We start from the raw sequence: 24180 nt of genomic DNA, 5'->3' as shown, positions 1-24180 counted from the left end.
GGGCGACCGAGTATAATGCGTCATCTGCGTCGTCATGGCTCCTGACGCTAAGACCCAGTTTTTACAAGTGTAAACGCAGTAAAAACTGTTGGTCGTGCTAATACCCGAAGGGTGAGGAGTACGAATATGTACGCCGTCGTCGCCATTCCTTGCATCTGACGCATTCTCCTCTAGTCGCTGACGCATACATCCCCAATTATTGGAGGTGAATACCCATGGCTAATGAAATTTACGGCAACCTGAAGGGCATCCGTAATTCCGTTATTGAAGAATTAAAAACCTTTTATGATATCCGTCTGGAGGGCGGTCAGCTGCTGACAAGCGAGCTGGCTTTGCGTATGGCGGATGTTACTGATTTTATTAACCGCGAGGTGAGCGTTTACGTTGCGCGCAACGGGCAGGTGCTTGCCGTATCGGTGGGTAATGATCAGAGTGTGGAGCTGCCTCCGGTAGAGGGCAGACGCGGTGCCAGCCGTCTTAGCGGTGTGCGCTGCGTGCATACCCATCCCAACGGCAATCCGCTGCTCAGCGGTGTGGATATTTCCGCGCTGAAGAATAACCGCTTTGATGCGATGATTGCTGTCGGCGTTACCTCGCCGGATATCAGCCAGTCGCAGATGAGCTTCGGCATGATTACCGGTATTGACGATAACGAGCAATATCAGGTGGAATGCTACGGACCGCTGACGCTGCAGGAGGCGGAGGGCGTGTTCTTCCCGAATCTGGCAGCGATGGTGGAGCGCATCCTTGATAAGCAGACGGGCAGTGCCAGTCTGGCGCAGGGAACGGAGCGGGCGATTATCGTGGGCATGGAATACGGTGTTCCCAACAGCAGCGGCTGGACTGCTGAGGATTCCTTGGAGGAGCTGAAGCAGCTGGCAGATACTGCCGGTGCGGAGGTTGTGGCAAGATTCCTGCAGAAGCGCCCCAAACCGGACCCGGCGTTCTTTATCGGCCGCGGCAAGGTGCAGGAGCTGGCGCTTTATGTGCAGCAGGAGAACGTAGACCTGTGCATTTTTGACGATGAGCTTTCGCCGGCACAGCAGCGTAATATTGAGCAGTCAATGGGTGTGCGTGTGCTTGACCGCACGGCGCTCATCCTTGATATTTTCGCCCAACGTGCGCATACTAACGAAGGTAAGCTGCAGGTTGAGCTGGCGCAGCTGCAATATACGTTGCCGCGTATTATGGGCAAGGGCCTGGCGCTGTCGCGTCTTGGCGGCGGCATCGGTACACGCGGTCCCGGCGAAACTAAGCTGGAGGTTGACCGCCGTCGCATCCGTGACCGCATTGCCTATATTAAGGAATGCATCGGCAAGGTTAAGAGTGTGCGCACTCTGCACAGGGCCGGACGTGCGAAGGCTAGTGTGCCTACGGTAAGCCTTGTGGGCTACACCAACGCCGGCAAATCCACGCTTTTGAATACGCTGACTAATTCAGATATCTACGCGCAGGACCAGCTTTTTGCAACGCTGGACCCGACCACGCGTCAATTAGACCTGCCGAATAAGCAGCAGGCTATTTTAACCGATACCGTCGGCTTTATCCAACGCCTGCCGCATCAGCTTGTTGCAGCCTTCCAGTCTACGCTGGAGGAGGTTGTGCAGTCTGACGTGCTGCTGCACGTTATTGATGTCAGCCACGAGCTGTATAAGGAGCAGGCTGCAGCCGTTTATCAGGTTCTGGATGAGCTGGGTGCCAAGGATAAGACGATTATCACGGTTTATAACAAAATTGATAAGCTGCCGCCGGATTCCGGTCTGGCAGAGCGTTTGAGCAAGGAAGAAAACAGCATCTGTATTTCCGCAAAGGGACGTCTTAATCTTGACGGCCTGCTGGCGCTGATTGCAGAAAACCTGAAGCTGAAGGCGGTAGAGGAGAGCTTCCTCGTGCCTTACAGCGATTCCGCTGCGGTAGGACGCTTGCATGACGCAGGCACGGTACTGGAGCAGGAATATCTGGCAGAGGGCACACTGCTGAAGGTGCGTCTGGACGCGGAGCAGGTGCAGCAGTTTGCCAAGTATCTTGCTGCAGATGCCAAGGCTTAGGATTAATTGGCGCTATGCCAAAAAATATAAAAATATCAGGTGAGAATTTTGGTTGATTACAATGCATTAGAGCAGGCAGCCTTAGCTGAGGTTGCTAAACATACCGCAGAGCTGGAAGCAGCAGCTTTGTGCAATACTGAAAAGGTTATTGCGGCTTTCCGTAATAACATGGTTTCCGACTACTACTTGAAGCCTACTACAGGCTATGGCTATAATGATGTGGGCCGCGATACTCTGGATCTGATTTACGCAGAGCTGTTCAAAACCGAGGCTGCATTGGTGCGTTCTCAGTTCGTCAGCGGTACTCATGCGCTGGCAGTTGCTCTGCTGGGCAACCTGCGCGCAGGCGATGAGCTGATTGCCGTAACCGGTGCTCCTTATGACACTATGCAGACTATTATCGGCTCTCCGGTTAAAACTCCCGGCTCTTTGGTTGACCTAGGCGTAACCTATAAGGAAATCCCCATGACCGGTAATCACGTTGACCTTGAGGCTGTTAAGAAGGCTGTTACCTCCAAGACTACGATGATTCACATTCAACGCTCCTGCGGCTACAGCAGCGAACGCAAAACTATTGACGTTGCCGAAATCGGCCGTATCTGCAGTGCTGCGAAGGAAGCTAACCCGAATGTTATCTGCTTTGTCGACAACTGCTACGGCGAGTTTATCGAGAAGCAGGAGCCTACCGAGGTTGGCGCTGACTTGATGGCAGGCTCTCTGATTAAGAATCTGGGCGGCGGCCTGGCTCCGACCGGCGGTTATATTGTCGGCCGTGCCGATTTGGTTGAGAACGCTTCCTACCGTCTGACTGCTCCCGGTCTGGGCGGCGAGATGGGCGCAACCTTGGGTGACACTGCTCGCGAGTTCTATCAGGGACTTTTCCTGGCTCCGCATATTGTGGTGCAGGCTGTTAAGACTGCTATTTTTGCGGCTGCTGTTTTCAAGGGCCTAGGCTATGCTGTTAAGCCTCTGCCGGAGGAACGCCGCAGCGATATTATTCAGGCTATTACCTTGGAGAGCAAGCAGCGTTTGTGCGATTTCTGTGTTGCTATTCAGGGCAATTCTCCTGTTGATGCGCATGTTGAGCCGGTTCCGAGTCCGCTGCCGGGTTATCAGGATGAGATTATTATGGCTGCTGGTACCTTTGTACAGGGCGCTTCTATTGAGCTGAGCGCTGATGGTCCGTGCCGTGAGCCGTTTAATGTTTTCTTCCAAGGCGGTTTGACTTTTGAGCATGGTCGTCTGGCGATTATGGCAGCGGCTAAGCGTGTTGGCCCAAAAGAGGCGTAAGAATTTAATTACTCAATTTAGTCTGGCATCGAATTGACGTCAATTTTGATGGCGGAGTTGTTTAAGGATGATTTATATGAATAACATGGCAGTATGTAATTATATAGTGGGCGTGCTGGGCGCGGTTATCGGCGGTCTGATTATGCAGGCGGCTGCAGCCTTTCCGCTGGAGTTTACGGAGAACGGCCCCGGCCCGGGCTTCTGGCCTTTTACGCTGGGCGCGGTGCTGGGCGCTGTTTCGGTTTTGCTGCTGCTTTATACCTTTATCAATAAAACTGATTTACATGGCGTGAAGGTGCAGCTTTCTTCGACAGGCAACAAGCGCGTTTATTTAATGATGGGACTTGTTGTTTTGTTCTGCGTGCTCATCAGCATTCTCGGCTTTTATCCGGCAGCGGCACTTATGATTCCGGCTGTTATGCGTCTTATGGATTATCGCAATTATAAGGTAATCGGCCTGACAACGGTGCTTAGTCTGCTGTTTATTTATCTTGTTTTCGGCATGCTGCTGCATACGCAGATGCCGCAATCTGTATTCATGGAGTAGGAGGTCATACTGATGGTTGATATAATGAGCGCATTAAATATGATTTTCGTCCCCATGAATCTGCTGGGACTTTTCTTCGGCGTGCTGGTGGGCATTGCCTTCGGCTGTATGCCGGGCCTGAGTGTTAACATGGGCCTGGCGCTGCTGTTTCCGCTGGCCTTTACGTTCCATGGTATCGGCGGCATTCTGATGCTGCTGGGCATTTACTGTGGTGCGATTTACGGCGGCAGTATTTCGGCAATCCTGTTGAAAACTCCAGGTACGCCTGCTTCCGTAGCGACTACTCTGGACGGCTATCCGATGGCGACGAAGATGGGGCAGCCCGGACGTGCTCTCGGCCTTTCTACATTGGCCAGCACCTTCGGCGGTATTTTCAGTACCATCTGCCTGATTTTGCTGGCACCGCAGCTGGCGAAGGTTGCACTGCAGTTTTCCAAGCCGGAATATTTTGCTCTGGCTATTTTCGGCCTCAGCATTATTACCAGTGTTTCCTCCGGCAGTGTTATCAAGGGCATTATGGGCGGTCTTATCGGTCTGTTCCTGGCAACAGTCGGCATTGACGGTATGAGCGGTGCTATCCGCTTTACCCTGGATACTAACTATTTTATGGGCGGTGTGTCCTTTATCCCTGTGCTGATTGGCGTATTCGCCTTTGCGCAGGTGTTGAGCAGTATTGAGGATTATTATCACAATGAACGCCAGGAGCAGCACATGATGCTGGACCGTCTGCTGCCTTCGTTTGAGGATATCAAGAGAGTATTTACCACGCTTTTGCGTTCCTCCTTCATCGGTACCTTCATCGGCTGTGTGCCCGGTACCGGCGGCGATATCGCTTCCTTTGTATCTTATGATCAGGCGAAGCGCTGGTCTAAGCATAGCAAGAACTTCGGCAACGGTGAGCCCGAGGGCATTGTAGCCTCCGAGGCAGGCAACAACGCTGTTTCCGGCGGTGCCTTCATCCCGGTACTGACGCTGGGTATTCCCGGCGACGGCGCAACGGCAATCATGATGGGTGCGCTGATGGTTCAGGGTCTGCAGCCCGGTCCCTTGCTTTTTGTGGAGAAGGCACCTGATGTTTACGCTATCTTCATCGGTCTGCTTTTAGCTAACGTGATTATGGGTATCATGGGCTTTTCGTTAATCAGACTTTTTATGAAGGTTGTTAACGTGCCTGTACACATTCTGCTGCCGATTATCGTAATGATGACCTTCGTGGGAACTTATTCCTACAATAATTCGCTGAACGATGTTTATCTGATGGTGGCAAGCGGTTTCCTGGGTTACTTTATGAACAAGCTGGGCTTTTCCATGTCGGCGATTATCATCGGCATTATCCTCGGCGGTATGGCAGAGCAGAACTTTGTCGGCTCGCTGATTATGAGTGATGGCAGCTTTGCTATTTTCTTCCAACGACCGCTGTGCCTGTTCTTCCTGATGGCAGCACTTTTATCACTGCTTTCACCGCTTTTCGGCAAGCTGTTCAAAAGAAGTTAAATTTTACTTGACAAACTCCCTGCGTTTAGCTAAACTAAGCATATAAAGGGAGTAGCTTGCACGCATGGCGTGTTCACTCTGTCGTCAGTACGATTGCTTCTGCAATCCGGCTTTGTGACTAAGTAGCGAGACTTTGTTGTAATTTTATTGCAGCAATGTCTCGCTTTTTTGTTTTTAGGGACGGCTGCAAATCAAGGAGGAAGAAAATGGAAATAGCTTTACAGTTTGTTTTATTGGCTTTAGGCTTTGTGATGCTCGGTAAGGGTGCGGATTGGTTTGTAGAGGGCGCGGCAGGTATTGCCATGCGCTTCGGCATTCCGCAGCTGGTAATCGGTCTTACTATCGTTGCGATGGGTACCAGTGCGCCGGAGGCAGCGGTAAGTATCGCGGCGGCTGTTAAGGGTAATGCTGATATTACCATTGGCAATATTGTCGGCAGTAATATTCTTAACATCCTTGTCATTTTAGGTCTTGCGGCTTCTATTGTGCCGATTGCGGTAGCGCGTTCTACCGTACGCATCGAAATCCCCTTCATGATTGCTGTTACCGCACTGCTGTTTTATCAGGGACGCGACGGCAGCATCAGTCTGGCGGACGGCGGCGTGCTCATGGTAGCGTTTGCCGCATATATGATGTATCTGTACACCATGGCGATGAAGAGCAATGTCGACAGTGATCTGGAGGAGCCCGGTTTGCCGCTGGGACGCTGCCTGTTGGGTGCAGTGGGCGGCTTGGCGCTGATTATTGCGGGCAGTAATGTAACCGTAGGCGCAGCAACATCTATTGCAACCTATGCGGGACTCAGCGAGCGCTTTATCGGCCTGACGATTGTGGCTTTGGGCACCTCGCTGCCGGAGCTGTTCACCTCTGTAGCGGCGGCACGCCGCGGCAATGCGGATATTGCCATCGGTAATATCGTCGGCAGCAACATTTTCAATATTCTTTTCGTAGTAGGCTTGTCGGCACTGATTATCGACATTCCCTTTGCGTCTGCTTTTAATTTTGATACCTATGTAGCGCTTGGTGCGGCAGTCCTTTTGCTGCTGTGTGTATTGCGTACGCAAAGACTGCAGCGCTGGGCAGGTGCGCTGATGCTGGTGTGCTATGCGGCGTATCTGGGGTATATTCTGTAAGCACCGCATTATAATGTAAAAAATTTAACATTTACCCTCTGCAAGCAGTAAAAATCTCTTGCCTGCTTGCGGAATTTATGGTAAAATATTTTGGTGTAAAAATAACACACGCAGGAAAATTCATCTGTTGCTACGTTTTGCCGCGTAGAGAAGAATTATAACCCATTCCTGCGGAGGAAAAAACAGGAGGAAACAAAAAATGGCTATTATCTCTATGAAACAATTACTTGAAGCTGGTGTACACTTTGGTCACCAAACCCGTCGTTGGAACCCTAAAATGGCTCCGTACATCTTCACCGAGCGTAACGGTATCTACATCATCGACCTGCAAAAAACCGTAAAAAAGGTTGACGAAGCTTACAACTTCATCCGTGAGGTTGCTGCTGCAGGCGAAAACATTCTGTTCGTTGGTACCAAAAAACAAGCTCAAGAAGCTATGAAAGAAGAAGCTACCCGCTGCAACATGTTCTTCGTTAACGAGCGTTGGCTGGGCGGCATGCTGACCAACTTCAAAACCATCCAAACCCGTATTGCACGTCTGCGCAAACTGGAAGCTATGGAAGCTGACGGCACCTTCGACCTGCTGCCGAAGAAAGAAGTTATCGGCCTGAAACATGAAATGGAAAAACTGACCAAATACTTGGGCGGTATCAAAGACATGAAAAAACTGCCAGGCGCTATGTTCATCGTTGACCCCCGCAAAGAGCACATCGCTGTTCTGGAAGCTCACAAACTGAACATTCCTATCGTTGCAACCGTTGACACCAACTGCGATCCGGACGAAATCGATCATGTAATCCCTGCAAACGACGACGCTATCCGCGCTGTAAAACTGCTGACCGCTAAAATGGCTGACGCTGTTCTGGAAGGCCGTCAAGGTATGCAAACCGAAGAAGCTGCTGCTGAAGAAGCTCCGGCAACCGAAGAAGCTGAATAATCCTAACGTTAATATATTACATTTTGAGGAGGAATAACTGATGGCTCAAATTACTGCTGCATTAGTTAAAGAACTGCGCGAGCGTACTGGCGCAGGCATGATGGACTGCAAAAAAGCACTGACCGCTGTAGAAGGCGATATGGACAAAGCAATCGACTTCCTGCGTGAAAAAGGTCTGGCTGCTGCTGCTAAAAAAGCTGGCCGCATCGCTGCTGAAGGCGTTGTTGGCTCTTTCGTTAGCGCTGACGGCAAGATCGGTGCTATCGTAGAAGTTAACTGCGAAACCGACTTTGTTGCTAAAACCGACGGCTTCAAAGAACTCGTTGAAAAAATTGCTGCTCATATCGTAGCTACCAAACCGGCTGACGTAGAAGCTCTGCTGGCTTCCGAGCTGGACGGCCAAACCGTTGAAGCTCTGGTAACCGCTAGCGTTGCTAAGATCGGCGAAAAGATTTCCGTTCGTCGTTTCGCTCTGTACGAAGCTCCGGAAGGCGTTGTTGCTGCTTACATCCATGGCGGCGGCAAAATCGGCGTTGTTGTTGAATTAAAAGGCGGCAATGCTGAACTGGGTAAAGACGTTGCAATGCATGTTGCTGCTGCTAACCCGAGCTACCTGGAACGCTCTCAAGTACCGGCTGCTGAGCTGGAGCACGAGAAAGAAGTTCTGTCCGAGCAAGCTAAAAACGAAGGCAAACCGGAAAAAATCATCGAGAAGATGGTTATGGGCCGTATCAACAAATACTACAAAGAAGTATGCCTGGTTGACCAAGAGTTCGTTAAAGATCCGGACCAAACCGTTGGCAAGCTGGTAAAAGCTGCAGGCGCTGAAGTTCTGGCATTCTCCCGTTTCCAACTGGGCGAAGGCATCGAAAAGAAACAAGAGGACTTCGCTGCAGAGGTTATGTCTCAAATTAAATAATCCGTTTAGTTTGGACTGCAACTGAACATTTAAGGCTATCACAAGTAATTGTGGTAGCCTTTTTTCCATAACAAAACTTTTAAAAAGTGTAAAATAGTATACATTTTTCTTTCTTGACTATGCTATGGCAAAAGCATATAATAGCAATGTATTTTGTTTTAGCAGTCTAGGAACTGCTTGGGGAGGTTAATGGAAAATGAATAAGTTTTTAAAATACGCTCTTGTTGGCGTACTGACAATGTTTGCTATCGTAGCTGCAGGCTGCGGCGGTTCTAAGGATGACGGCAAGGTAGATATGAATAAGCCGGTTATCGTAGGCGTAAACCCCGGTCCTCATGCTATCATTATGGATAACGTAAAGAAGATTGCCGAGAAAAAAGGCCTGAAGATTGAAGTTAAAGAGTTCAGTGATTTCGTAACTCCTAACTCCGCACTGGCTTCCGGTGAAATCTGGGCTAACTGCTTCCAGCACGAGCCCTTCCTGAAGGCAACCATGAAGAAGGAGCCTTCCTTCAAACTGGCTAAAGCCTTCAACACCGCTCTGTTCCCGATTAACATTTACTCTAAAAAATTGAAACCCGGCGACACCATTCCTGACGGTGCAAAAATCGGTATTCCTAACGATCCGACCAATGGCGGTCGTGCAATCCTGCTGCTTGCTGCTAATAATCTGATTAAGGTTAAGAATCCGAAGGATGTTACTACCAGCGTTAAGGATATCACCGAAAATCCGCATCATTTCGAAATTATCGAGCTGGAGGCTGCAGCAATTCCCCGCAGTCTGGATGATCTGACCTGCGCAGCTATCAACACTACCTACGCTATCAGCGCCGGCCTGGACCCGGCTAAGGATCCTATCCTGCGTGAAACTAAGGATTCTCTGTATGTAAATATCGTTGCCGTACAGGAAAAGGACCTGAACGATCCGCGTCTGAAGATTTTCCAGGAAGCATATCAATCTAAGGAAAATGCTGAATTCATCGAGAAGAAATTCCCCGGTTCTGTATATTTAGGCTGGGATAATAAATAATGAGCTTATGGTCAACGTGCAAAACTCCTGCGGGAGCTTTGCCGTTGGCCTTTTGTCTATGCAAAGGTGGTTTTAATTATGGATATTCAAGCACATATTAATGAGGTATGGCCCAAGCTGCATGCTCTGGCTGAGCCTGCCTTCAAGGAAGTTAGGACTGCAGCCTTTCTGGCAGATTTTTTGCGTAAGCTTGGTTATGAAGTAACCGAAAACATCGGCAATACTACCGCACTTACCGCTGTGCTCGACAGCGGCAAGCCGGGACCTACGGTAGCAGTGCGTACCGATATGGACTGCCTGCTGTTTAAAAACGAGGATGGTTCACTGGAGCCTATTCACGCCTGCGGTCATGATGCGCATATGACTATCGCTTTGGGCGTAGCCAAGTTGCTGAAAGAGCAGGGGCTTGCCTGCGGCCGCGTGAAGATTCTTTGCCAGCCTGCGGAGGAAATCGGCAGAGGCGCGCTGGCGATGCTGGAGGCAGGCGCGCTGGATGATATGCAGTACGCGTTAGGCTACCATGTGATGCCGAAGGATATGGCACGCAGCGGTCAGATTATTGCGCAGATTAACTGGACGGCCTGCACCCTGATGGAGGGCGAAATCCGCGGGTTGGCAGCGCATGGCTCCCAGCCGCATCTGGGCGTGAATGCTATCGATGCCGGTGCCGCTATCGTCAATGCAATCAACGCGCTGCACAGCAACCCGCTTTTAGGCGGCAGCATCAAAGCTACCCGCTTCATGGGCGGTGCGGGCTCACTCAACGCTATCTGCGACAAGGTAAGCATCGGCTTTGACCTGCGCAGTACGTCGAACGCCGAAATGTTGGAGCTGCGCCGCAAGGTGGAGGAAATCGTCGTGAATACGGCGAAGGTGTACGGCGCGGAGGCGGATTGTCATATTGTTGGTACCTGCCCGGCGGAGGAGGCTGACCCGTCACTGTTGGCGCTGACGCAGGAGGTAATTTCCGCAGAGCTAGGAGCGGGGGGGCTGATTCCCGCTGCCAATATTACGGTAGGGGAGGACTTCAACTTCTTCAAGCAGGAGCGTCCGCAGCTGAAAACTGCCAGCTTGGGCATAGGCTGCGACCTGGAGCCGCGTCTGCATGACCGTGATATGCACTTTGAGCACAGCGCATTGGCTAATGCTATCAACGTGCTGACAAATCTTACGCAACGTATTTTATGCGTAAAGCCGTAAGCATATCCTGAAAAATTATAAAGCAAAAGGCTTCTGCAGTAAGGTGTTGCCAAACTGCGGAAGCCTTAATTTTACGCTTATAATTCTTTTTATGCTTCTTTTATAGCTGCGGCAATGGTCGCAACAGCCTTGTCTTTGAGGCCGGTTGCTTCGATGCAGGGCTTAAAGGCTGCGTTTTTACAAACTTTAGTCATAGCCTTTTCGCTGCTGCCCTTGCCGCTGCTGCCGTAGGTGCAGACAGGGATAACTGTTTTGCCGCTCAGGTCGTTTTCCTCCAGGAAGGTAAGAATGATATTGGGGCAGGTGAACCACCAAATAGGGAACATCACCACAATGGTGTCATAGTCCTGCAGGTTCTGCGGCTTAGCCTTCATCGCAGGACGGGCGTTCTGCAGATTTTCTATCTTGGCCTGGCCTACGCAGATAAGATAAGAGGAGGAATATTCTTTTACCGGCTCAATAGCAAAAAGGTCGGCGCCGGTTTGCTTGGCGGTGTCCTCGGCCAGCTTTTTGGTAATGCCTGTGCGTGTGAAATAGGCGATAAGAGTTTTCTTCATAATGGGAACCTCGCTTTCATATAGTAGTATTATAACACAATTTTAGACAAAGGCTGAATTTTCTTTACAGTTTTACTGTCAGCTTGTATATTTAGCCGATTTCATGTATAATAGAGTTAGTTTTTTCAAATGGAGGGATGTCGATGAAAAAATACTTTCTGCCTATAGGCAAACGACAGGAAGAGGTAGTGCTCCCCGAGGAGCGCGTTATATATGATATACACGGCAATGAATCCAGCGTCTGCGAGGACGTTGTTGCCGCTACTACCGAAGCAATCCGTAACCCGATTGGCACCAAGCCGCTGCGCGAAATTGTGCATGCAGGCGAAACTGTGGCTATCGTTATCAGTGATATCACTCGTCTGTGCGGTACGTCCGAATTTCTGCCGGTAATTGTTGCCGAGCTGAACAGTGTGGGCGTTAAGGATGAGGACATCACCGTTATTGTTGCTACCGGTACCCACCGCGGTCATACGCATGAAGAGGATATCACCGTATGCGGTGAGGATATGGTGCGCCGTCTGAAAATTGTTCAGCATGACTCCCGCAAGAGCGAGGATATGGTACTGCTTGGCCAAACCTCCTTCGGTAACGATGTTGCTATCAGCAAATATGTTGCCAATGCCGACAGAGTTATTCTGACCGGTGCCGTAACACTGCATCCCTTTGCCGGCTTCGGCGGCGGACGCAAGGCTGTTATGCCGGGCGTAGCAGCGTATGACAGCATTATGAAAAACCATTGCATGACTATGTCCCCGGTAGAAGGCGCAGGCTGCAACAAGGCCTGTGACGCAAGTCTGCTGGAGAGCAATCCCATTCATCAGGATATGTATGAATCCTGCAAGCTGCTGAATCCTGATTTTCTGGTGAACACCGTATTTACTCCGGACGGAGAAATCAGCGAGGTTGTTGCCGGTCACTGGTACGAGGCATGGCAGAAGGGCTGCAAGGATTTGCTGGCTATGGCAGGCGTACACATCAAGCAGCTGGCTGATGTAGTAATTGCTTCTGCTGGCGGTTATCCCAAGGATTTGAATCTGTATCAGGCAACCAAGTGCCACATGAACGCACAGTTTGCGGTTAAGCACGGCGGCATCATGATTTTCACTCTGGACTGCCCGGATATTAAGGAGCCTGCTATCTTTACGGACTGCTTCAGCCGTAACGATATGGAGCAGTTTGAAAAGGATATCCGTGCTAATTTCACTATTCCGGCCTTTGTTGCCTTCAAGGCGCGCTGCATTGTCAACGATGTAACCGCTTATCTGGTAACACGTCCGGAGAACTTCGACTTTGTCCGCAAGACAGGTCATATTCCCTGCACATCCTTGCAGGAGGCCTGGGAGCTGGCTCAGGAAAAGCTTGCAGAGCAGGGCAAAAAGGATTACAATATTACTATTATGGGTCATGCGTCAGCTACGCTGCCTATTTTGGACAAATAAAATATTAAAGAAAAATTTGGGGGGAACTTAATTATGAAAACAAGAAAAGTTGGTATTATCGGTTTAGGTCACGTTGGTGCTCATGTTGCATACAGCCTGGCTATTCAGGGCATTGCTGCCGAGCTGGTGCTGGTAGACCCGAAAGAATCCAAGCTGGCTGCCGAGGTACAGGACCTGCGCGACGCAATTCTGTATTGCCCGCATGATGTAAAAATCAACGGCGGTACTTATGCTGATCTGGGCGACTGCGACGCTATCGTCAACTGTATCGGTGATATCGATTTGGTTGCCAGCGGTGACCGCTTAGATGAGCTTACCTTTACTGCAGCACAGGTTAAAGGTTATATCCACAAGGTTATGGCCAGCGGCTTCAAAGGCTTCATTGTTAACATCACCAATCCTTGCGATGTTATCACCAACATCCTTTATCGCGAAAGCGGTTTGCCGAAAGGCCATGTAATCGGCACCGGTACCGGTCTGGATACCTCCCGTCTGGTATCTGCTTTATCTCTGCAGACTGGCGTTTCTCCGCAATCCATCAGCGCTTACATGATTGGCGAGCACGGTGCTTCCCAAATGGCTGCATGGTCCTGCGTAAATTTCAACGGCATTCCCTTAAGCTCTCTGGAGAATGAGGATCCTAAATTCGCTTTTGACAAACCGGAGCTGCAAAAACGCGCTATCGGCGGCGGCTGGGTAACCTACAGCGGCAAGCACTGCACCGAATACGGCATCTGCTCTACCGCAGCACGTATGGTACGCTGCATTTTCAACGACGAGCAACGCATTATGCCTGCTTCCATGCTGCTTGACGGCGAATACGGCGAAAAGGATGTCTTTGTAGGCGTTCCCGTACTGCTGGGCAAAAACGGCGCAGAGCGTGTGCTGGAGCTGCCTCTGACTGCTGAGGAGCTGGCAAACTTCCACAAATGCTGCGACGATGTACGCAAGAACATCAAAACCGCAGAAGGCATTGCTGCTGCAGAATGTAAATAATTTTTAACGTATGTCTTTGAAAGGGCAGGCCGACAACGCTGCAGGGCGGTGTTAACGGCCTGCTTTTTTGCTGGTTATGCTACAAAGTTAACAAAAAAAGTGCCTTAACAAAGATAATAGTTGAAAGTTTTGCCAATGAGTGGTAAAATATTTAGGTGATTCATAGCTGTCACTAGTTTTATGGAAAGAGGGTAATATCATGACGCGTATCAATAGAGTTTGGGAGCATATGGCCAAGCTGCAGGTAGACAGTGTCATTATTAAGGATGTTACCACAATCCGTTATCTGACCGGCTTTACAGGAGATTCCAGTCTGCTGTATCTGGACAGACAACAGGGCGTGCTGATTACGGATGGCCGTTATACAGAGCAGGCCAGAAACGAAATGAAGTTCTTCAAGGTGCTGGAGTATACTCCGACAGGTGCGCACAGCATCTGGGCTGCCGCCGCTGATTTGGCAAAGAATGCCCAAGCGCAGGTAGTAGGCTTTGACGGAGCGTATTACAGCTATGATGATTATACTGTGCTGCACGAGCTTTTGGGCGAAACCTATATGCAGAGCATTGATTTCAGCGATATCCGCATGATTAAGGATAAAAAAGAGCTGGATATGCTGCTGAAGGCTGCCAGCATTGCTGACGAAGCCTTTATCCATCTGCTGGAGGATATCAAGCCCGGCTGTACCGAGCGCAGTCTGGCAGGCCGCTTGGAATACTATATGCGTGCCTTGGGAAGCGAAAAGACTTCCTTTGATACGATTGTAGCTTCCGGCGTACGCAGTGCTTTGCCGCATGGCATGGCATCCGATAAGGTTATCGAGGTCGGTGATTTTATTACCTTTGACTTCGGCGCTGTCTATAAGGGATATCATTCCGATATGACGCGTACTCTGGTAGTGGGCCTGGCAAATTCCTGGCAGCAGGAAATTTATACTATAGTTGAAGAAGCACAGCGCAAGGGCCTGAAGGCTGCCGAAGCCGGCATGACCGGCAGAGAACTGGACGCTATTGTGCGTGACAGCATTACCGCCTGCGGCTACGGCGATTATTATGTGCATGGAACAGGTCACGGTGTAGGCCTGGAAATCCACGAAATGCCGATGATCAACAAGCGTGGCGCTACGGTGCTGCAGACAGGCATGATCTTCACTATCGAACCCGGTATATACATTCCCGGTAAAGGCGGGGTACGTATAGAAGATACTGTTGTTTTGACAGAGGATGGGGCAAGAGCCTTGAACGGTGTCAAAAAGCAGCTTATTGAAATTGTCTAATATTTAAATTTATAGGAGGGCTTCCAATGATTTCCACAAACGAATTTAAAACCAACGTAACTGTTACCATCGATGGCGACGCTTGGCAGGTTGTTGAATTCCAACACGTAAAACCTGGTAAGGGTGCTGCTTTCGTACGTGCAAAAATGCGTAACCTGTGCACCGGTGCTGTTGTTGAGCGTACCTTCAACGCAGGCGAGCGTCTGCCGAAGGCTCACATCGACCGTCGCGAAATGCAATATCTGTATGAATCCGATGGCATGTATGTATTCATGGACAATGAAACCTACGAACAAACCGAGCTGAGCAAAGAAACTCTGGGCAGCGCACTGAACTTCCTGAAAGAGAACATGGACGTTAAAATCATGATTTATGACAACCGTGTACTGGGCGTTGACCTGCCGAACACTGTAGAACTGACCGTAGTTGAAACCGAACCCGGCATCAAAGGCGATACCGCTACCGGCGGCAGCAAGAACGCTACCATGGATACCGGCTATGTTGTTAAAGTTCCTCTGTTCATCAACGAGGGCGACGTTCTGGCTATCGATACCAGAACCGGCGACTACATTTCCCGCGCTTAATTTAAATTAAGAATTACGCAGCAGCTGCTGCAGGCTTGTTCTGTTACTTACGGTGACGGAACCTGCCTGCGGCAGCTTTTTTTGTATGTATATGTACTTATATTGTGCACTGAATTTGTTCAAAATTTACAAAAATAACAAGTGTACTTTTTAAGAGAACAGTGGTATAATATTAAAAGAACTTTGTATGAAGAAAGGGGACACTAGTATGTCTGAAAAATCCACATTCTATTTGGTTCGCGAAGAAATTCTTCCCGAGGCAATTAAAAAAACTATAAAGGTTAAAGAAATCCTCAAACGCGGCGAAATCAAAACTATTAACGAAGCGGTTGAAAAAATGGGCCTGAGCCGCAGTGCTTATTACAAATATAAGGATTTCGTTTTCCCGTTTTATGAAGCAAGCAAGGAAAAAATTATTACCTTGTCCTTACTGCTGGAGCACAAATCCGGCGTGCTGTCCAAGGTTCTGAATACTGTTGCCGATGATTCCGGCAGCATCATGACCATCAACCAGGGCATTCCTCTGCAGGGCGTTGCCAACACCACCATTTCTATCGAAACCAAGCATCTGACGGTAGATTTGGAGGCATTGCTGGACAAGCTGCGCATGATTGACGGCGTAAAACGTCTGGAAGTGTTAGGCCAGGTATAACCGATTACTGATTGAGGTATTGGAGGGGTATAAAATGAAGGATTTTGTAAATGTTGGCTTGTTGGGCGCCGGCACTGTCGGTGGCGGCGTGCTGAAGGTTTTAGAGAAAAATGCAGAGAAAATAGCCAAAGAGGTAGGCAAGCCGGTAAGAATTACCAAGGTGCTTGACCGTAATGTAGACCGCCTGAAACAGGAATACGGTGATAAATATGTTTTCACCGATAACGCTGACGAGGTGCTTGAGGATAAGGATATTGATATTATCGTTGAGCTGCTGGGCCGCGAGCATCCTGCTAAGGAATTTATCGCCAGAGCCTTTGCCAACGGCAAGCATGTTGTTACTGCCAACAAGGACGTTCTGGCCAAGTTCGGCTCCGAGCTGTTCCCGTTGGCGCATGAGCACAACTGTGACTTTATGTTTGAAGCCAGCGTTTGCGGCGGTATTCCTATCATCGGACCTTTGAAAACCAGTATGGCAGCCAATCAGATTACCTCTATCATGGGTATTGTGAACGGCACCACCAACTATATGCTGTCCAAGATGGCTAACGAACACCTTGATTACGATGAGGTGCTGAAGGAAGCGCAGGCCAAGGGCTATGCTGAGTCCGATCCTACTGCCGATGTCGGCGGTCTGGATGCTGCGCGTAAAATCGTTATTCTGGCATCTATTGCCTTCAATACACGCTTCAATCTGGACGATGTACAGGTTGAAGGCATTGAAAGCATTGAGGCCTGCGATATCAAATATGCAACTAATCTGGGTTACGCAGTAAAGCTTCTGGCAATCGCCAAGAACGATCCCGAAAACGGTGTAAGCCTGCGTGTTAACCCGACGATGATTCCGCTTTCCCATCCGCTGGCAGGCGTAAACGGCGTTTATAACGCTGTATTCGTCAACGGTGACGCTATCGGTGAGGCAATGTTCTTGGGCCTCGGCGCTGGCCGTCTGCCGACTGCAAGCTCTGTCTGCGGCGATATTATTGATATTGCCCGCAATATGCAGCACAAGTCCACCGGACGCATCAGCTGCACCTGCTTTGAGGAAAAACGCCTCTGCCCGCCTGATAAGATGTCCGCACCGGCATATATCCGTCTGCAGGTAGCAGATAAACCGGGCGCACTGGCAGCCATCGCTGCAGCCTTCGGCGCACAGAACGTGAGCCTGCGCAATGTTGTGCAGACAAACGATGTTCTGAGCAATAAGGCGGAGATTGTTGTAATTACCCACAGCGTTTCGGAGGCTAATCTGCAGATGGCGCTGCAAATTTTGCGCGTACTGCCGGTAGTAGAGGCTATCAGCTGTGTGATTCGTGTAGAAGACAGCCATTTGGCATAAAGAGGCGGCAGCATGAAAAAAGTATTTATTCAGGTTCCCGCAACCTCAGCCAACTGCGGCCCCGGCTTTGATACCCTCGGCCTGGCCTGCAACTTGTATAACGAAGTAAGCTATGAAATAACCGATAAGAAGGGCTTCCAGCTGGAGGTAGAGGGCGAGGGCGCAGATTATCTGAAGCCGTTTGGCCGTAATTTGGCTTTCGCCAGCTTTCTGCGCGTGTGGAACGCCGTAACAGGCGGTGAGCGCATCGGTCTGAAGGTAAAGATGCTCAACCGCATTCCTATGTCCCGCGGTCTGGGCAGCAGCTCCAGTGCCATTGTTGCCGGTCTGTTTGCAGCCAACGCTTTGTGTGATGACCATTATACAAAAGACGAGCTTCTCGGTATCGCTACGGAAATCGAGGGCCACCCCGATAATGTGGCACCGGCGCTGTACGGCGGCTTCACCATCAGCTATATGGAGCAGGAAAAGGCGCATTCTTTGCGTCTGCTGCCTGCCAAGCCGTTGAAGTTCATCGCCGTAGTTCCCGACAGCAAGCTGCCTACGTCGCTTGCGCGTCAGGCTATTCCCAAAACTGTACCGCACAAGGACGCAGTGTATAATACCTCCAGAGCTTCGCTTTTGGTCGGTGCGCTGCTGAGCGGCAATTATGAGTATCTGGGCATGGCGCTGGAGGACAAGCTGCATCAGCCGTACCGTGCGCATTTGATTCCGGGCCTGCCCGACGTTTTTGCGGCTGCCAAGGAAGCAGGCGCTTATAACGCTATTATCAGCGGTGCAGGCTCTACGGTGATGGCCTATGCTTCGCCGGAGGCAGACTGTGAGCGCATTGCCAAGGCTATGGCAGATGTATTTGCAGCCAATAATGAGCATGCCTGCTACCATATTCTTGACCTCGATACAGACGGTGTAAAAAAAGTTTAAAATAATTTATAAAATAGTGTTGACAAAATCCAAATAAACCTGTATAATACTCCTTGTGATTCGGGGCGTGGCTCAGCTTGGTAGAGCGCTTCCTTGGGGTGGAAGAGGTCGTGGGTTCGAATCCCGCCGCTCCGACCAATGTCGGACTTATAGCCTTTACGTTTATCGTAAAGGCTTTTTTCAATAGAGCGGATCTTAGGCAAATTAAAAATATGGGAGAAAATATACCGGAGGACATTTCTTTTACAGATTGAAGCTTTTTCAAGTATCAGTATAGAATTAAGGTGATGAGTGTGAAGGTTTATATATTAAAGGATTATATTGATCCCGAATACCGTAAACTTACACCGGAACAGTTGGAAAAAGATATTCAGGAAGAGCTTGAAAAATCCAAAGAATTGACCGAATGGCCTTGTCCGTTTGAATGTATTGATTATGCTAAGTATAAAAAGCGCCTTAAGAAAGAGAAAAAGCAAAGAAGAGCTCAGCGAAAAGAAACTAGAATAGGCAAGCTCACAGATAAGGCAAGTAAATTGGCGGAACGCATGCATAATAAAGTCGGCCTTTAAGCAGTTACCGAAAAAAGGTAGCTGCTTTTTTACGCTTGCTTTCATCCTCACAGATTTCATTTACTACAACTTACACGCTTGAATATTCAAAACAACCATCATTTTAAAGAAAAATTATTAGGGAAAAACAAGCCGATATGTTATAATATAGAACGTGTAAATATATTTTGCGCAGCTGTCAGGCGGCAGAGGTGAATACAACTGCCGCTGACAGCATAATAAAGCAATTTGAACAGTAATTGACAGCAAAAGCTGCAAAACATCAGGCCGAAGCCATCGTTAAAGAGCATAACCTTACTTACGGTTATGACGGCTATTGATTACTGTTATAGCAGAGCGCCTTGCATTCGAAGTAAGGGCTTTTTCATATTATATTGGGAGGTTTTGACCGATGATTCGTACATTGGAATTCGTCTGCAGCGAATGCGGCGAACATTTTGTGCCCGGAGAAAAATTGTATTATCGTGATAATTACATGAATAACAGCATTCGCGATACCAAATTTATCTGCCCGGACTGCATTGCCCGCTGGCAGCAGAAATGGCAGATTAAAACAGCCAGCTTTCATGAGGTTGACTATGTGCTGACAGTTGACCTTGAGCTGGAGGACGGCACAGTCTACAACAACATGGACTGCACGCCGATAGATGAAACCGAAACCGTTGTCCTGGGCGAGGACGTGCCGGTGGAGGCACAGCAGGAGCTGTATAAAATCTATGCAGCCTGGGATAAGGAGCGCAAGGCGCACATCCTGAAGGACTGCACCTTTAAGGATGAATTTATGCGTACTTCCTTCACCTGCGAAACCTACAGCGGTGAACGCTATGAGAACGTTGCCTTCCGCGTAACCATGCGCGGCGAGCTGCAGACGGAAATCCCTGTTCCCGACTACATCAAAATGCAAATTCTTGATGCCTACAAGCTGTACGAGGAGCAGAACGCCGATTATCCGGCAGTAGACGAGCTGGTTTCCGATGAGGATGAAATTGCCAGAATTACCAAAAATTTAAAGAAATAGGAGAGCATATACATAATGACAGAATTGATGGATAAAATTAAGAAACGCCGTACCTTCGCTATTATTTCTCACCCTGACGCAGGTAAAACAACCCTTACCGAAAAGCTGCTGCTTTACGGCGGAGCTATTCATCTGGCAGGCTCTGTAAAGGCTAGAAAGAGCAATAAGCATGCCGTATCCGACTGGATGGAGATTGAAAAGCAGCGTGGTATTTCCGTTACCTCTTCCGTACTGCAATTTGATTACGACGGTTTCCGCGTAAACATTCTGGATACCCCCGGTCACCAGGATTTCTCCGAGGATACCTACCGTACTTTGATGGCTGCCGACAGCGCTGTCATGCTGATTGACGCTGCCAAGGGCGTAGAGCCGCAGACCAAGAAGCTGTTCTGGGTTTGCCACCGCCGCCGTCTGCCTATCTTTACCTTTGTCAACAAATTGGACCGCTACGGCCGTAATCCCTTCGACCTGATGGACGAGCTGGAAAAGGTGCTGAACATCCGCGCATATCCGATTAACTGGCCTATCGGTATCGACGGCCACTATAAAGGCGTATATAACCGTCTGGAAAACACCATTGAGCTGTTCGAGGATGACACCAGCCATGGTGCCAAAAAGCTGAAATCCACTACCGGTTCTTTAGATGATCCCAAAATCAGAGAGCTGCTGGGTGACGAGCTGTACGAAAACCTGTGCAACGATATTGAGCTGCTGGACATGGCAGGCGATGAGTTTGACATGGAAAAGGTTAACACCGGCGAGCTGACTCCGATGTTCTTCGGCAGTGCTATGACCAACTTCGGCGTACAGAGCTTCCTGGAAAAATTTCTGGAAATGTCTCCCATGCCACAGCCAAGAATGCTGCAGGATGGTACAATATTGTCACCGGAGAACGAAAAATTCTCTGCTTTTGTTTTTAAAATCCAGGCTAATATGAATCCTGCTCACCGTGACAGAATTTCCTTCATGCGTATTTGTTCCGGCGTCTTTGACAAGGGAATGAGCGTTTACCACAAGCAATCCGGTAAGATGGTTAAGCTGGCACAGCCGCAGCAGTTCCTGGCTCAGGAGCGCACAATAGTGGAAAAAGCATATCCAGGTGACATTATCGGCGTTTTTGATCCGGGTATCTTCGGTATCGGTGATTCCCTGAGCGACAGCAGCCTGAAGCTGCAATTTGAAGACTTCCCCGTATTCCCGCCGGAAATTTTTGCCCGCGTACAGCCTAAGGATTCCCTCAAACGCAAGCAGTTTGAAAAGGGTATCATCCAGCTGTCGCAGGAGGGTGCTATTCAGGTATTCCGTCAGGAGGGCGTAGGTCTTGAAAGCTACATCGTCGGCGTAGTCGGCGTACTGCAGCTGGAGGTTCTGGAATACCGTCTGCTTAACGAGTACAGCTCTAAGCTGCTGATGAACCAGCTGCCGTACTCCGTTGCACGTTGGGTATATGCTGAGGATAAGAAGCTGATTGAGAACATTAAAGGCTTGGATAACGGTATGCTTGTTTATGATAAAAAGGACAGACCTGTTATTCTTGTAAATAACGAGTGGTCCCTGAATTGGATTCTGGAACGAAATCCTGGTATTCAGTTCCTGACGGTACCTGCTGATGTGGAGAAAATCTAAAGATAATTACAATTACAAATCAGGAAAAACGCTTTCACTTTTACAGAAAATAGTAGTACTCATTACGCTCGTAGTGTGTATCGCATTGCTGCCGACATCTTTGTTTACGACGCAGAAGGTGGCGCGGGTAATTTATGACCGCGTCAGTATAAATGCCGTAAGCATCAACAACATTCTCTGTAACTCTCCGGAAATAAGGGAGAGCCTGGAGAAGCAGAACAAGAGGCCGGAGGATTCCGTAGACAGCTTTATGGCTGCCTTTGTTAACGATGTTGACCATTCGGATGAAGCGGGCGTAGCGATTTACGATAAGAACCGCCATCTGCGCGTGTTGTATAACCCCGGCAAGCTGCCTGACTTCGAGCATAGTGCGCGTAATCTGGTTGACAAATATGAGGGACGCAACAATATTTCCTATAAGGAAAACTACTCGATTCCCAATAAGGCTATTGGCTTTGTTAAAGATGACAATAAAAAAACCATCGGTTATGTTGTTACCGGTTATTCCGACGAAATCGTCAATAATTCTACAATAGATGCAGTTTTATTCTTGCTGTCTATGACGCTGCTTGGTCTGATAGTCGGCATTTGGGGTGCAATTTATCTGGCGCAGAGGATTAAACGTGTACTTTTCGGCTATGAGCCGGAGGAAATCGCCAGAATGCTGCAGGAACGCGACGTTATTCTTAACTCTGTACGTGAAGGCATTATCAATATCAACAGCAACGGCTGCATCACGCTTGTAAACTCCGAGGCCCAATTGCTTTTGAAGCAAGCAGGTATTGAAGGAGTTCATGAACTATTTGGAAAATCTGCTAAAGATGTCTTGAAACGTGTGCCGTTGGATGATATTATAAAAGAAGGTAAAACTTTAGTTGATGCCAGTGTCAAGATGGGTAATACTGTCTTTATTATTACTGCAGTACCGTTACTGGAGGACAAGAACATTATTGGTGCCGTAATTACCTTCCGCAAAAAATCTGTAGTAGAAGAGATGGCTAACCAGCTGACAGGCTTTAAAAATTATGCTACTGCTTTAAGAGCGCAGACACATGAGTTTATGAACAAAATGCATGTGATTATGGGCCTGATAGATATGAAGGCATATGACGAGCTGAAGAATTTTACGCAGGAAATTGCCTATAACAGACAATCTGAGGTTTCTTATGTAGTAACCCGCCTGAAAGACATTACATTATCAGGCTTTATCCTCGGTAAAATAAGCCGCAGCCGTGAACTTGATATCGACTTCTCTCTGACAGAGGAAAGCGAGCTGCACAGTGAGCTGGATGTGCCTTCGGTACATGATATTGTACTGATTGCCGGCAATATTATTGAAAACGCCTTTGATGCGTTGAAGAATTTTGACGGTGAACGCATCGTTAATCTCTCGATTCTGGATTTTGACCGCGAAATTGTTATTGTCGTGGAGGATTCCGGTCCCGGTATGAGTGACGAGATACGCGAGCATATCTTCCAGCGTGGCTTCAGCAGCAAGTGCGAAAGCGGTCATGGCTTTGGCTTATATCTGGTTAAGCAAAGCATCAATAACCTTAATGGCACCATTACTGTGGAGTCTGCTCCGGGTGAAGGCACTACCTTTACCGTAAGGCTTCCGACCAGGAAAGAGGGGGATTAAGATGATTAACGTATTAGTTGTAGAAGATGACCCGATGGTTGCCCAATTACATGAGCACTATCTTAGCCAGATCAAGGGGTTTCAGCTGTGTGATATTGCCGGCAACGGAGATACTGCACTGAAGCTGCTGCGTCAGAACAAATACGATTTAATCATTCTTGATGTCTTTATGCCTACTATGGATGGTTTACAGCTTTTGGCTAAAATACGCGAGAATGGTTATGATGTAGATGTCATCATCGTTTCGGCAGCAAACGATAAGGATAAAATTAAGCTGGCGCTGCGTTTGGGCGCTGTTGATTATATTATCAAGCCCTTTGAGTTTGAACGCTTTAACCTTGCACTGAACAATTATCTGAAGCGTTATCAGATTGTTGAGGAGCAGGGCATCATTAAGCAGGCTGACCTTGACACTACTATTATGCGTCAGGAAAATCAGGTTGCGGTAACTTTGCCCAAGGGCCTTGATAAAAACACCTTAGGCACTGTTTGGGATTGTATCTGTGGTATTGACGGCATGTTTACTACCGAAGAGGTGGCAGGCATGGTGGGAATCTCCCGCGTTTCTATCCGTAAATATCTGGAGTTTTTGAAATCCCTGCATCTGCTGAAGCTGGATCTGCACCGCGGCAGCGTTGGCAGACCGGTCTACAAGTATCTGTGCCTTGACAAGCAGAGCGATGTGCTGAAGGCATATATACAGTAATACTGTTTTATGCTTAGAATTTTACACTAAAACTCTTTGCAAAAATATAAATTTGTGGTAAAATCATCCTATTAATATTTTAATTCTGTTCAATGATAGAATATATTTTTAGGAGTGAGCTGTATGAAAAATTTAGCAAAAGATTTACTTATTATGATGTTGACAGGTATTACTTTTCCGGCATCTGTTTATGCAGCTCAACTAGATACACAACAACATATAATTGCTCAGAAAGAGCAGGAGCAAGCTTCCAAACG

At 48.6% G+C, this 24180-nt stretch carries 22 protein-coding genes and 1 tRNA gene; 22 read left to right on the top strand and 1 reads right to left on the bottom strand.

The genetic code is table 11. From position 1 onward, the window contains the following. Positions 1 to 215: 215 nt before the first annotated feature. The 9 genes from hflX (at position 216) to Q0612_RS05540 (ending at position 10598) form a co-directional block, all read left to right on the top strand. Positions 216 to 2048 carry a GTPase HflX gene (gene hflX, locus Q0612_RS05580; protein WP_298881868.1) on the top strand — a complete coding sequence of 611 codons (1833 nt, stop codon included), beginning with the start codon at positions 216 to 218 and terminating at the stop codon, positions 2046 to 2048. Between the two features lie 48 nt (positions 2049 to 2096). After that, entirely contained in the window at positions 2097 to 3338 is a 1242-nt protein-coding gene (locus Q0612_RS05575) for an aminotransferase class I/II-fold pyridoxal phosphate-dependent enzyme (RefSeq protein WP_367181696.1), read from the top strand. Positions 3339 to 3405: 67 nt separating this feature from the next. Further along, complete coding sequence (locus tag Q0612_RS05570) at positions 3406 to 3885, top strand: tripartite tricarboxylate transporter TctB family protein (RefSeq protein ID WP_298881863.1); 480 nt, start codon at positions 3406 to 3408, stop codon at positions 3883 to 3885. A gap of 12 nt (positions 3886 to 3897) precedes the next feature. Continuing rightward, positions 3898 to 5379 carry a tripartite tricarboxylate transporter permease gene (locus Q0612_RS05565; protein ID WP_298881861.1) on the top strand — a complete coding sequence of 494 codons (1482 nt, stop codon included), beginning with the start codon at positions 3898 to 3900 and terminating at the stop codon, positions 5377 to 5379. 206 nt (positions 5380 to 5585) lie between these two features. Beyond that, positions 5586 to 6512 carry a calcium/sodium antiporter gene (locus Q0612_RS05560; protein WP_298881858.1) on the top strand — a complete coding sequence of 309 codons (927 nt, stop codon included), beginning with the start codon at positions 5586 to 5588 and terminating at the stop codon, positions 6510 to 6512. Between the two features lie 199 nt (positions 6513 to 6711). Then, the gene (rpsB, locus tag Q0612_RS05555) at positions 6712 to 7449 is read left to right on the top strand and encodes a 30S ribosomal protein S2 (protein WP_021721143.1); all 738 of its coding nucleotides are present in this window, start codon (positions 6712 to 6714) and stop codon (positions 7447 to 7449) included. Positions 7450 to 7489: 40 nt separating this feature from the next. Continuing rightward, positions 7490 to 8368, top strand: coding sequence for a translation elongation factor Ts (gene tsf, locus Q0612_RS05550; RefSeq protein ID WP_009145084.1), 879 nt, complete (start codon positions 7490 to 7492; stop codon positions 8366 to 8368). Between the two features lie 196 nt (positions 8369 to 8564). Next, on the top strand, positions 8565 to 9398 hold the full coding sequence (locus Q0612_RS05545) for a MetQ/NlpA family ABC transporter substrate-binding protein (protein ID WP_298881855.1): 834 nt from the start codon (positions 8565 to 8567) through the stop codon (positions 9396 to 9398). A 78-nt stretch (positions 9399 to 9476) separates the two neighbouring features. Further along, entirely contained in the window at positions 9477 to 10598 is a 1122-nt protein-coding gene (locus tag Q0612_RS05540) for an amidohydrolase (RefSeq protein ID WP_298881853.1), read from the top strand. Positions 10599 to 10687: 89 nt separating this feature from the next. Here the strand turns inward: Q0612_RS05540 and Q0612_RS05535 are convergent, their stop codons facing one another. Continuing rightward, on the bottom strand, positions 10688 to 11155 hold the full coding sequence (locus tag Q0612_RS05535) for a flavodoxin (protein ID WP_298881850.1): 468 nt from the start codon (positions 11153 to 11155) through the stop codon (positions 10688 to 10690). Between the two features lie 143 nt (positions 11156 to 11298). On the opposite strand from Q0612_RS05535, the gene larA reads away from it, so the two are divergent. The 13 genes from larA to Q0612_RS05470 all read left to right on the top strand — a co-directional run bounded on the left by larA (position 11299) and on the right by Q0612_RS05470 (position 23923). Beyond that, positions 11299 to 12597: a nickel-dependent lactate racemase gene (larA, locus tag Q0612_RS05530; RefSeq protein WP_298881847.1), complete on the top strand. Its 1299-nt coding sequence runs from the start codon at positions 11299 to 11301 to the stop codon at positions 12595 to 12597. Between the two features lie 33 nt (positions 12598 to 12630). Continuing rightward, a complete protein-coding gene (locus Q0612_RS05525; RefSeq protein ID WP_298881844.1) occupies positions 12631 to 13593 on the top strand; it encodes an L-lactate dehydrogenase in 963 nt (320 codons plus the stop codon). A gap of 199 nt (positions 13594 to 13792) precedes the next feature. Continuing rightward, positions 13793 to 14866, top strand: coding sequence for an aminopeptidase P family protein (locus Q0612_RS05520; RefSeq protein ID WP_298881841.1), 1074 nt, complete (start codon positions 13793 to 13795; stop codon positions 14864 to 14866). Between the two features lie 26 nt (positions 14867 to 14892). Then, positions 14893 to 15450 (top strand): elongation factor P, encoded by a 558-nt coding sequence (efp, locus tag Q0612_RS05515; protein WP_009145091.1) that lies wholly within the window; start codon positions 14893 to 14895, stop codon positions 15448 to 15450. Positions 15451 to 15658: 208 nt separating this feature from the next. After that, positions 15659 to 16102 (top strand): ACT domain-containing protein, encoded by a 444-nt coding sequence (locus tag Q0612_RS05510; protein ID WP_040564968.1) that lies wholly within the window; start codon positions 15659 to 15661, stop codon positions 16100 to 16102. Positions 16103 to 16136: 34 nt separating this feature from the next. After that, complete coding sequence (locus Q0612_RS05505; RefSeq protein ID WP_298881835.1) at positions 16137 to 17441, top strand: homoserine dehydrogenase; 1305 nt, start codon at positions 16137 to 16139, stop codon at positions 17439 to 17441. 12 nt (positions 17442 to 17453) lie between these two features. Further along, positions 17454 to 18365 carry a homoserine kinase gene (thrB, locus tag Q0612_RS05500; RefSeq protein ID WP_298881832.1) on the top strand — a complete coding sequence of 304 codons (912 nt, stop codon included), beginning with the start codon at positions 17454 to 17456 and terminating at the stop codon, positions 18363 to 18365. Between the two features lie 61 nt (positions 18366 to 18426). Continuing rightward, positions 18427 to 18503, top strand: a tRNA-Pro gene (locus Q0612_RS05495). A gap of 155 nt (positions 18504 to 18658) precedes the next feature. Then, positions 18659 to 18934, top strand: coding sequence for a hypothetical protein (locus Q0612_RS05490; protein ID WP_298881829.1), 276 nt, complete (start codon positions 18659 to 18661; stop codon positions 18932 to 18934). 391 nt (positions 18935 to 19325) lie between these two features. After that, positions 19326 to 19952: a hypothetical protein gene (locus Q0612_RS05485; protein WP_210684468.1), complete on the top strand. Its 627-nt coding sequence runs from the start codon at positions 19326 to 19328 to the stop codon at positions 19950 to 19952. 15 nt (positions 19953 to 19967) lie between these two features. Continuing rightward, positions 19968 to 21578, top strand: coding sequence for a peptide chain release factor 3 (locus tag Q0612_RS05480; protein WP_293392983.1), 1611 nt, complete (start codon positions 19968 to 19970; stop codon positions 21576 to 21578). Then, complete coding sequence (locus Q0612_RS05475) at positions 21562 to 23217, top strand: sensor histidine kinase (protein WP_298881823.1); 1656 nt, start codon at positions 21562 to 21564, stop codon at positions 23215 to 23217. The genes Q0612_RS05480 and Q0612_RS05475 overlap by 17 nt, the downstream gene beginning before the upstream one ends. A gap of 1 nt (position 23218) precedes the next feature. Continuing rightward, positions 23219 to 23923, top strand: coding sequence for a response regulator (locus Q0612_RS05470; protein WP_277256810.1), 705 nt, complete (start codon positions 23219 to 23221; stop codon positions 23921 to 23923). Positions 23924 to 24180 lie beyond the last annotated feature (257 nt).

Origin of the sequence: uncultured Phascolarctobacterium sp., assembly GCF_937920985.1 — a bacterium.
GTDB lineage: Bacteria > Bacillota > Negativicutes > Acidaminococcales > Acidaminococcaceae > Phascolarctobacterium_A.
Note: the sequence above shows the minus strand (reverse complement) of the source record. Positions and strands in the feature narration are given on the sequence as shown.

Bases quoted from the DNA above. Each gene is read 5' to 3' on its own strand.
- Q0612_RS05570 (WP_298881863.1), top strand. From the start codon at position 3,406: ATGATTTATATGAATAACATGGCAGTATGTAATTATATAGTGGGCGTG.
- tsf (WP_009145084.1), top strand. From the start codon at position 7,490: ATGGCTCAAATTACTGCTGCATTAGTTAAAGAACTGCGCGAGCGTACT.
- Q0612_RS05540 (WP_298881853.1), top strand. From the start codon at position 9,477: ATGGATATTCAAGCACATATTAATGAGGTATGGCCCAAGCTGCATGCT.
- Q0612_RS05535 (WP_298881850.1), bottom strand. From the start codon at position 11,155: ATGAAGAAAACTCTTATCGCCTATTTCACACGCACAGGCATTACCAAA.
- Q0612_RS05545 (WP_298881855.1), top strand. From the start codon at position 8,565: ATGAATAAGTTTTTAAAATACGCTCTTGTTGGCGTACTGACAATGTTT.
- Q0612_RS05505 (WP_298881835.1), top strand. From the start codon at position 16,137: ATGAAGGATTTTGTAAATGTTGGCTTGTTGGGCGCCGGCACTGTCGGT.
- hflX (WP_298881868.1), top strand. From the start codon at position 216: ATGGCTAATGAAATTTACGGCAACCTGAAGGGCATCCGTAATTCCGTT.
- rpsB (WP_021721143.1), top strand. From the start codon at position 6,712: ATGGCTATTATCTCTATGAAACAATTACTTGAAGCTGGTGTACACTTT.
- Q0612_RS05510 (WP_040564968.1), top strand. From the start codon at position 15,659: ATGTCTGAAAAATCCACATTCTATTTGGTTCGCGAAGAAATTCTTCCC.
- Q0612_RS05470 (WP_277256810.1), top strand. From the start codon at position 23,219: ATGATTAACGTATTAGTTGTAGAAGATGACCCGATGGTTGCCCAATTA.
- larA (WP_298881847.1), top strand. From the start codon at position 11,299: ATGAAAAAATACTTTCTGCCTATAGGCAAACGACAGGAAGAGGTAGTG.
- Q0612_RS05475 (WP_298881823.1), top strand. From the start codon at position 21,562: ATGTGGAGAAAATCTAAAGATAATTACAATTACAAATCAGGAAAAACG.
- thrB (WP_298881832.1), top strand. From the start codon at position 17,454: ATGAAAAAAGTATTTATTCAGGTTCCCGCAACCTCAGCCAACTGCGGC.
- Q0612_RS05565 (WP_298881861.1), top strand. From the start codon at position 3,898: ATGGTTGATATAATGAGCGCATTAAATATGATTTTCGTCCCCATGAAT.
- Q0612_RS05525 (WP_298881844.1), top strand. From the start codon at position 12,631: ATGAAAACAAGAAAAGTTGGTATTATCGGTTTAGGTCACGTTGGTGCT.
- efp (WP_009145091.1), top strand. From the start codon at position 14,893: ATGATTTCCACAAACGAATTTAAAACCAACGTAACTGTTACCATCGAT.
- Q0612_RS05485 (WP_210684468.1), top strand. From the start codon at position 19,326: ATGATTCGTACATTGGAATTCGTCTGCAGCGAATGCGGCGAACATTTT.
- Q0612_RS05560 (WP_298881858.1), top strand. From the start codon at position 5,586: ATGGAAATAGCTTTACAGTTTGTTTTATTGGCTTTAGGCTTTGTGATG.
- Q0612_RS05480 (WP_293392983.1), top strand. From the start codon at position 19,968: ATGACAGAATTGATGGATAAAATTAAGAAACGCCGTACCTTCGCTATT.
- Q0612_RS05520 (WP_298881841.1), top strand. From the start codon at position 13,793: ATGACGCGTATCAATAGAGTTTGGGAGCATATGGCCAAGCTGCAGGTA.